This window comes from uncultured Thiodictyon sp. (assembly GCF_903828115.1).
Taxonomy (GTDB): Bacteria; Pseudomonadota; Gammaproteobacteria; order Chromatiales; family Chromatiaceae; genus Thiodictyon.
The window spans coordinates 1-6,192 of record NZ_CAIKKU010000827.1 but is presented as its reverse complement, the minus strand read 5'-3'; the positions used below and the strand labels follow the sequence as shown (position 1 = coordinate 6,192).

4 protein-coding genes are annotated in these 6,192 nt (G+C 68.1%); 2 read left to right on the top strand and 2 right to left on the bottom strand.

Features of this window, described 5'->3' with window-relative positions; genetic code table 11:
- Nucleotides 1-263: 263 nt before the first annotated feature.
- Nucleotides 264-1,061 carry a DUF1566 domain-containing protein gene (locus QZY48_RS30715; protein ID WP_295437778.1) on the bottom strand — a complete coding sequence of 266 codons (798 nt, stop codon included), beginning with the start codon at nt 1,059-1,061 and terminating at the stop codon, nt 264-266.
- Between the two features lie 462 nt (nt 1,062-1,523).
- Here QZY48_RS30715 and QZY48_RS30710 point away from each other — a divergent pair, with 462 nt between their 5' ends.
- A complete protein-coding gene (locus tag QZY48_RS30710; protein ID WP_295437775.1) occupies nt 1,524-3,728 on the top strand; it encodes a peptidoglycan-binding protein in 2,205 nt (734 codons plus the stop codon).
- Between the two features lie 189 nt (nt 3,729-3,917).
- On the opposite strand, the gene QZY48_RS30705 is transcribed toward QZY48_RS30710, so the two are convergent.
- Nucleotides 3,918-4,277: a DUF2934 domain-containing protein gene (locus tag QZY48_RS30705; RefSeq protein ID WP_295437773.1), complete on the bottom strand. Its 360-nt coding sequence runs from the start codon at nt 4,275-4,277 to the stop codon at nt 3,918-3,920.
- A 464-nt stretch (nt 4,278-4,741) separates the two neighbouring features.
- Here QZY48_RS30705 and QZY48_RS30700 point away from each other — a divergent pair, with 464 nt between their 5' ends.
- Entirely contained in the window at nt 4,742-6,121 is a 1,380-nt protein-coding gene (locus QZY48_RS30700; protein WP_295437772.1) for a glycoside hydrolase family 57, read from the top strand.
- Nucleotides 6,122-6,192 lie beyond the last annotated feature (71 nt).

Genomic DNA, 6,192 nt, shown 5'->3' with positions numbered 1-6,192 from the left:
TGGACTCCGGGCGGCCTGCGGCCGTCACGCACACGGTTCGATCAGCACGACGGCCGGTCGCGGTCCGCGCAGCGGACCCGACGGCGGGGCAGGGTCAGCAGCCCGCCCGCTCGGGGTAAGGCTTGCGGGGGAGCGGCTGGCAGGCGCGCGGCGAGGCCGCGGTAACCGGCGACGTGGCGGGCGTTTGCGAGGCCTGGTCGCGGCTGAAGCCGCTCCCACCGCGTCGCTGCGCGACGTTTACGGTAAGCGCTGAATCACCCGCATCACCGAATAACCAAAGTCGCTCGCCGCGCGCGTCGGGTAGCGCCGAGCGCCAGCAAGCCCAGTGCCATCAGCAGGCCAGTCGCGGGTAGCGGGACGTCGGCGACTTGTCCGGGGCGCACGGCCCAACCGTAGTACTGGTAGTCCTTGCCACCGCCGTAGTCCTGGAGCCCGTCGCCGGTGGAGAAGTACCACGCGCGGCCGAGACCCGGCGCTAACTCCGTACCCGTCCAGTAACTTGACGACTGCATAGTGGTGAAATGTTGATTGAGCGCAGCACTGGCCGCGATGCTTTGGCCCGGATTCAGAAGGCCCTCGGCGTAGAACAGGTGCCCGAGGTCGCTACCGGTGCAGCTATAGCCGTTACCTTGGAGTGGAAAGCCGCCGCCAGCATTGAACTGAGAATCGCAGGTGGCATCCGGCTGCAACGTGGCAGGCAGCCGCCAGTCGCTGGCCCCGCCATAACCGATGCTGCCGAGCCACTGGGTCCAGGCCATGGCGCCCCACCAGTTCATGACCCCGCTGTTGGTGACGAAGTCGCCCGCCACCACCGTGTGCGGTCCGTAATAGCTGTCGGGCACCGTCGGAACCGCGGCAATGATTTTGCTGACCGTGGTGTTGTCAGCGGTGTATTGGGTCTGGAACAGGTTGGCGTCCGCCGCCCAGGTCAAGTTGCGGTCCTGGTCGTAAACCAGATTGACGCCGCCCGCCGTGTAGTTCACCAGCGTCGCTTGCGCGGCACCGCCGCCCAGCAGCAGCGCCCCCGCCAGCAGCCCCGCGCCCGTCATTGTCGTCTTCATCGCTCCCCTCCGGCCGATCGTTTGAACAAAGGATTCGGCAACGCGCAACCCGGTGGTTTCTTTGCGGCGCGGGCGACGCGTGCTGCCGACGGCGATATTACCTTAGCAGGGGGGGGGAGAAGGACAAAAGACCTGATCCGACCGACGGTAGCAGTCCGGTGGGTAGGACGCGCGGCGGTTGCGCCAGAGCGACGGGCCAAGGCCCGTCTGTGGGGTCAGGGATAGGCCCCGGCACAGCGCGACCGGAGAGGTCAGGCCCGGCCGTCGCTTCGTAACAATGCGGGTCGAGAGCGCCATGACTTGTTTTCCCCGCTGGCGGGTCTATACTGCAATGCGCTGATATAGTTTAGTAATGTTAGGTACACTGCGATAAAACACCCAAGGTTCCTTGGCGGCCCGGTGGCTGCTGCCATACTTGCGCTGTCGTCGGCTTCGGCGGCCCAACCGTCGGCGACCTCCGCCGTGTATGCGGCGGACGGCAGTCCGCCGCAGATCGCGCTGGCGGCCTATCGCGCCCTGTCGGAGCGCCAGTCGCGCAACTATGACCGGGCGCAGGACGTGTCACCCCGTCAACTGCTCATCCTGCTGGACGTCGCCGAGCGCGCCCAGGCCAGTCTGGGGCAGGCCCTGGCCACCGGGGAGATGGAAAGCGCCTATACCTGGAACGACCACGTCCGCCCCACCCTCAAGAACGGCAGTCTGGGGTCGGCGACCGGGGTCTGGCAGTTCCTGCCGGCGACCTTCCACGGCATTATCAAGAAATTCGGGGCGCAACTGCTGGCCGCGAGCGAGGCCGATGCGCTGACGGGCCGTGAACGCCTGGACCTGGGGGATGGTCCCTTCGCGGATGCACAGGTGCGCGGCATCATCGCGGACACGGCGGACGGCAAGCGGGGGGCGGAGGATGAGGAACTCCAACTCCTGCGCCACAACTTCGCCGTGCTGGCCTTTGCCAAACACTATCTGAGCCTCGACACCGGCGCGACCACCCCGGAAGAGGACTATCTCTACCACTTTCTCGGCGCCGGACAGGGCCGACGGGTGCTGGCACTGGCCCGGGGAGAGGCGCGCGATACCCTGTGTGTCAAGCCGGTCGAGGTGCCGACTCCCACCCTGGAGGAAAACCCGGAATTGTCGGCGCCGGACGACCTGTTGGCAACGATGAGGGCCGAGGCCGCACGACTGACCCTGCCCCCGGCGGCCGCGGAACCCACGTTTGGGTCCCGGACTGCGCCTTCGGCACCGCGGCCGGCCGTGTCGACCAGGACCCGCGCGGTCCTCATCCCTGGGCGCGCGGGCGTCTCGCCCGCGGGTTCCCGGATGGGCGGGCGGGACGCCCGCACCCCCAGGGGGCCGGCCGATCCAACCCGTGCCCCCAGGATATTGGCCGACCCGATGATCAGAGTCGACCCCTTGACCTGGAGTCAAACCAGGCCGGACCCGGCGGCAAGCGACAGCGCGGCGGCCATGATGAGGGCCGAGGCGGCCCTGCGGGCCATGCGTGCCTTCGCCGCCGAACCCGCACCGGCGTTCCCGCAACTGCCGCCGGCACCGCCGCCGGTCTCGTCGCAGTGGGGCCTGCCCGCCAACTCTGCGACGGTGACGGGTAACCTGGGGATGTTCTATCGTGACGGCAAAGGGCAGGCCCAGCCCTATACCTGGGCCGGGTTCCTGGAGAATCTGGCACGGCGCGTTCGCGCCAAGGACCAGCCCGCGCTGGTGCGGGCCAAGTATGGGGTCGGGTTCGGGCTCAAGGGGGGCGATCTGCCGGAGCGGGCCTTCAATCCGCAGCAGGTGTCGGAGCCGACGGAGTTTCGCCATGACAACGGCCGGACCGTCGTGCTACCCGAGGCGCTGGTTACGGGTCCACTGGGCCCCGACGAAACACGGCAGTATCGGCAGCGCCTCGCCGCCCTGGTGAGCCAGGGTGAGGACCAACCGCTGGCTACGCTACCGCCCGCGGCGCGCGCGGCGCTGCAGCACCTGCGGGTCTTGCCCCCGAACCTGCCGGAGGTCAGCACCAGCCACCCCCAGGTGCAGAAGGCCCTGCGCGATTTCCGCAAGCAGGTCGGCAAGGCCGAGCCCGATGATCCGGCGCATCGGAACCTGCTGCTGCCGGCCGAGCGGATTGCGCTGGAGATCTATGATCAGCGACTCACCCACTATGACCAATTGCAGTCCGGCCAGTTGACGTCCCGCGCCGCGGCCCCTGACCTTACCCGCATCCGCAAGATGCCGGCCGGGCCGCAGCGGTGGGCGGCGCCCCAGATCGCCGCGGTGCAGACCGCGCTGGCCGCGCAGGGGTTACTGACGGCGCCGACACAGAAATCGGTCTGGCGGGACAAGAAACGCCGGACCCATGTCGACTACAAGACCGTCGCCTTCGCCGGCAAGCCGGACAAGACGACGGTCGCGGCGCTCAATAGCTTCCAATTGCGCAGCGGCCTGCGCAAGACCGATGGTGTCCTGGATGCCGTGACACTGAACCTGCTGGGCCTGCCGCCGCTGGGGCCGGAGATCTTTCTGCCCCTGTCCGGCCCCCACTGTGCGTTCAACGGGTGGACCGAGGCTGCTTCGCCGTGCGAGACCCTCAGCGCCGGGCAAGCGGGTGATGACGGCCCCCAGATCCCCCGGCGGGTGAGCCGCCCCACGCCGCTTGTGTACTGAAAACCCCCAACCGCACCGGCAAACGGGTGCGGGACCGGCTATCGGCCAATGCCAAGACCGGACGCGGAGCGCCCGCACTGCATTCCCCTGCTTGCGCGTGAAAACGAGCGACGAGAGAAGGCCACTCCCGGCCCGGCGTTCCACCGCTCCGCCGGGGGCGCGGGGGCGGGACGCCCCCGCTCCTAAAGATCAGCCGCCGAAGATCTCCCGCGCCTTGGCCAGCAACTCGTCGATCTCGCGCTCGGCGTCGGCCCAGTCCTGGGCGTCGTTCCCGCCGGTGAAGTCGCGCTTCTCGGCCTTGTAATAGGCGGCCTCCCGAACCATCTCCTGGCGCTGCTCCGGCGTCACCTTGGCCAGGTGCTGGAGACTCACCGGTTTTTCTTCGAGCGGCGGCTGCGGATTGGACTTGGCGGCGGCGGCCTGCGCGGGCCCGGCCGTCTTCGCAACCTCCTTCTTGGCGGCCTTCACCGGTGCCGACGCCGCGACCGGGTGGGTTGCGGCCGTCGTGGCCTTGGCGGCAGCAGCAGCGGCGGCGGCGGCTTTGGTCATCGGCGGCGCGGGCGGATGGGCACTCGGGTGCGCGGACACCGAGGGGGCCGATGGGGCCGGACTCGCGGACTCCGCGACCGCCTTTTTTGCCACAGTCTTCTTGGTGACAGGGGCGGCGGGTCTTGGATCGGGAGGGGCGGACGGCTTGACCGCCGTCTTCTTGGTTACACTCTTGTTGTCAGCCATGTCGCTCGCCTCTTTGAAGTTGCTTGGCGTGACCGCCGGTGGTGGCCGATCAAGACCCCTGCGGGGCGAGATCGGTAGGGATTGATTCAAGGTATTCGCCGCCAGGTCCGTAGAATATACAAAGTTTTGGCCTAAAGGCCAATCTCCTGTCGTTTTGGTCGGAACTGACGGGCGACCCCCGCGGGACCAGGCGGGGCGAGTCCGGTCGGCTTTTCCTGTGTGTCGCCCGCCCGCTTTGCTATCCTTGCGGCCCAACTCAAGCCTCCCGGGGTCCTTCGATGATTGCCCACCACGCGCTCGTGCTCAATCTCCACCAGCCGCCCGGTAACCTCCAGCACCTGCTGACGCACCAGCACTGGGAGGCCAAGGAGATCCTGTTCGCCATGGACCGCATACCGCGCGTGCTGTGGGGCCATGAGGCGCTGGCCCGGGTCCATCTGTCACTCTCCGGCACCCTGCTGGAGACCCTCTCGGACGCCGCCTTCCAGGAACAGGTCTACGGCATCGTGGACTGCGGGGCGCTCCTCTGGCACTTCCAGAACCAGGACCTGTTCGAGGTCCTGGGGACCGGCTATTACCACCCGGTCTTACCCCTGATCCCGGAGGCGGACCGCAAGGAACACCTGCAACGCTGGCTCGGGATTGCCCACCACCTCCTGTGGCGCCCGCGCTTCCAGGGATTCTGGCCCCCCGAGATGGGCTTCTCGATGGAGTTGATCCCGCTCTTGCGCGCCTGCGGCTACCGCTATGTACTGGTGGACAGCGAACACGTCGAGCCGGTAACCGATATGAGCTGGCAGGAGTTGCGTTACCGCCCGCACCTGGCGCGCTGTGGGGACGACAGCATCACCGTCATCGTGCGCGACCGCGACCTCTCGGACGCCCAGGAGTCCGGCATGGAACTGGACTGGTTCCTCGCCGAGGTGGCCGAGCGGACCAAGTGGTGCGACTTCCCGCCGCTCGTGACCACCTGTACCGACGGCGAGAACGGGGGCTGGTTCCGCAACGTGACCGAAGGGGCCAACTTCTGGAGCGCCTTCTATTTGCCGTTGCTCGCGCGGGTGCGGGCCGGCACCGCCGGCATCTCCCCCACCTTCATCTCCGATTACCTCAACGTCCACGGCGTCCACGGTGAGGTCAGGGTCCGCACCGGGGCCTGGAACACCGGCTGGCACCACGGCCGGGACTTCACCCAGTGGACCGGCTCCCAGGCGCAGAAGGACACACTCGCCGCCTACGCGCGCACCAGCAAGGTAATCCACGACGCCCGCTGGTTCAACGGGGAACAGGGGATCACCGAAGGCCCGCGGGTGGCGGCCCTCGATGAGGCCCTGTGGCACCTGCTGCGCGCCGAGACCAGTTGCAACCTTTACTGGGGCGAGGACTGGGTGCCGCGGGCCGACGAGGACCTCGCGGCCGTCCGGGACACCCTGGCGCGGATCGACCTCGAGGTGCCGCCGGCCGCAGCGGCGGGCGCCGCTGAGCGCGCGGCGGACGCGGCGCCGGACGATGCTCCAGTGCCGCCTGACGCAACCCCCGCGCCGACTGCCGAACCCGGGACGGCGGAGGAAATCGCCGTCGCTGAGTCAGGTTCAGTCGCGGTCGCAGAGGCCGCACCAGAGCCCCAGGCAACGTTGCGACAGACTGACGATAAATAGAGTCGTTGTCGTTGTCGTTGTCGTTGTCGTTGTCGTAATCGAGGTTATCGTAGCGCCTCGGATTCTCTCGC